2 protein-coding genes are annotated in these 2268 nt (G+C 68.3%); both read right to left on the bottom strand.

Annotated elements, in window-relative coordinates; all coding sequences use genetic code 11:
• Positions 1-2 precede the first annotated feature (2 nt).
• Positions 3-1424, bottom strand: a complete 1422-nt coding sequence (gene nuoH, locus WAW85_RS06845; RefSeq protein WP_422558877.1) for an NADH-quinone oxidoreductase subunit NuoH — start codon at positions 1422-1424, stop codon at positions 3-5.
• Positions 1421-2268 (bottom strand): molybdopterin dinucleotide binding domain-containing protein (locus tag WAW85_RS06840; protein ID WP_422558876.1); only part of this gene is annotated, 848 nt, incomplete at its 5' end. The genes WAW85_RS06840 and nuoH, both read right to left, overlap by 4 nt.

Raw genomic sequence — 2268 nt, 5'->3', positions numbered from 1 at the left:
GTTCAGGCATCGGTGGTCTCCTTACTTTCCGCGCTCGCCTGGCCGGGCTGATTCACCTGGCCGGGCTGATTAGCCTGGCAGGGCTGATTCACCTGGCAGGGCAGGGGCGGCACCGGGAATCCGCCGGCGAACGGGTCGAACGGTCTCCCTTCGACAGGCTCAGGGGGCGCGCCGGGCCCGTTCCCTGAGTCCCTCCGCCCGTTCCCTGAGTCCCTCCGCCCGCTCCCTGAGTCCCTCCGCCCGCTCCCTGAGCTTGTCGAAGGGTCGCCGCCGATGACGACGGCGATCGTCTTCAGCAGCAGGCCGGTCACCAGGAGGCCGACCGCGCCGAAGATCAGTCCGGTGCCCACGGTGCCGAGACCGCGGGTGGCCTGCGCGATGATCGCGACCACCATCACCCAGGCCAGGGCAAATGGGATGAGTACCTTCCAGCCGAGGACCATGAACTGGTCGTAGCGCAGACGCGGAAGGGTGGTCCGGAGCCAGATGAACACAAACAGGAACACCCAGACCTTGGCGGTGAACCACAGCAGCGGCCACCAGCCCGAGTTCGCGCCGGTCCACAGACTCAGCGGGAACGGTGCCTGCCAGCCGCCGAGGAACAGTGTGGTGGCCAGCGCGGAGACCGTCACCATGTTGATGTATTCGGCCATCATGAACATCGCGAACTTCAGTGACGAGTACTCGGTGTGGAAGCCGCCGACCAACTCGCCCTCGGCCTCGGGCAGGTCGAAGGGGGCGCGGTTGGTTTCACCGACCATCGAGATGGCGTAGATGACGAAGGATGGCAACAGGACGAGGACGTACCAGCGTCCGCCCTGACCGGCGACGATGCCGGACGTCGACATCGTGTGTGCGAGCAGGAAGACCGTGGTGAAGGTCAGGCCCATCGCAATCTCGTAGGAGATCACTTGCGCGGTCGACCGCAGGCCGCCGAGTAGCGGATACGTCGAACCCGACGACCAACCGGCCAGCACGATGCCGTACACGCCGATAGATGCGACGGCGAGGACATAGAGCACCGCGACCGGTAGATCGGTCAGCTGGAGTGGGGTGTGGTGGCCGAAGACTGACACCGATGGTCCCATCGGGATTACCGCAAACGCCATCACCGCGGGCACCAGCGCAATGATCGGGGCCAGGAGATAGAGGGTCTTGTCGACGCCGATCGGCGTCACCCCCTCCTTCAGGGCGAGCTTGACCCCGTCGGCCAGGCTCTGCAGTGCGCCGTGCCAGCCGACCCGGTTGGGGCCGAGGCGTCGCTGCATGCGCGCCATGATCTTGCGTTCGGCCAGGATCGCAACCAGCACGGTCAGCACCAGGAAGCCGAAGATGGCTATCGATTTGGCCACGATCAGCCACCACGGGTCGCGCCCGAAGTCGTCGAGGGTGGGGAACTCGTCGGCCAGGTGCACGGACGTCATGACGCACCCCGCACGGTGACGACGTCGCCGGGCAGTGCGGCCAGGGCCGGATACAGGTGCGAGCCGGGTGAGTTCATCGGCACCCAGACGACGCCGGGGAGCATGTCGGTGATGGCCAGCGGCAGGGTGATCGATCCGTGTTCGGTGGCGACGGTGATCAGATCGCCCTCGACGGCGCCGAGCCGCGCCGCTGCGCTAGGGGAGAGCCGAACGACGGGGCGCCGTGCGGTGCCGGCGAGGTGCGGTTCGCCGTCTTGCAGCGAGCCGTCATCGAGCAGCATGCGCCAGGAGGCGAGCACGAATCGAGGAGGCGTGGTTTCGGCACGGGCTCCTGTGTCGCCCGGCTCAACCGGCTCAACCGGCTCGGCCCGCGGACCGGTCCACGGGCCGATGCGCGCGAACTCTCGGTGGATCGACTCGGGCGAGTCGCACCCGAGATCGGCGCCGAGTTCGGCCGCGAGGACGTTGAGCACCCGGTGGTCGGAGAGCGGCAGGGAGCGGCGTTGGGGGGCGGGCAGGGCAGCAGAAAAGGACCGGGGGCGCCCCTCCCAATTGACAAAGGTGCCGGCCTTCTCGGCGACGGCGGCGACGGGGAAGATGACATCGGCAAATTCGGTGATGGCCGATGGGCGCTGCTCGAGGATAACGACGAAGCTGCCGGCGAGGGCGCGGGCGGCCGCCAGCGGATCGGGAAGGTCGGCCAGGTCGACGGCCCCGGTGACGGCTGCCGCGAGGGTACCGTCACCCAGCGCGGCGATCATGCCCGCGGTATCCAGGCCGGGGTGGCCGTCGGGGACGACGCCCCAGACGTCACCGATCTCGCGCCGGGCCCGCGCAGAGGTGA

It is taken from the genome of Gordonia sp. (in: high G+C Gram-positive bacteria), from assembly GCF_049299075.1.
Classification (GTDB): Bacteria; Actinomycetota; Actinomycetes; order Mycobacteriales; family Mycobacteriaceae; genus Gordonia.
This window is presented reverse-complemented; position numbering and strand designations above follow the sequence as displayed.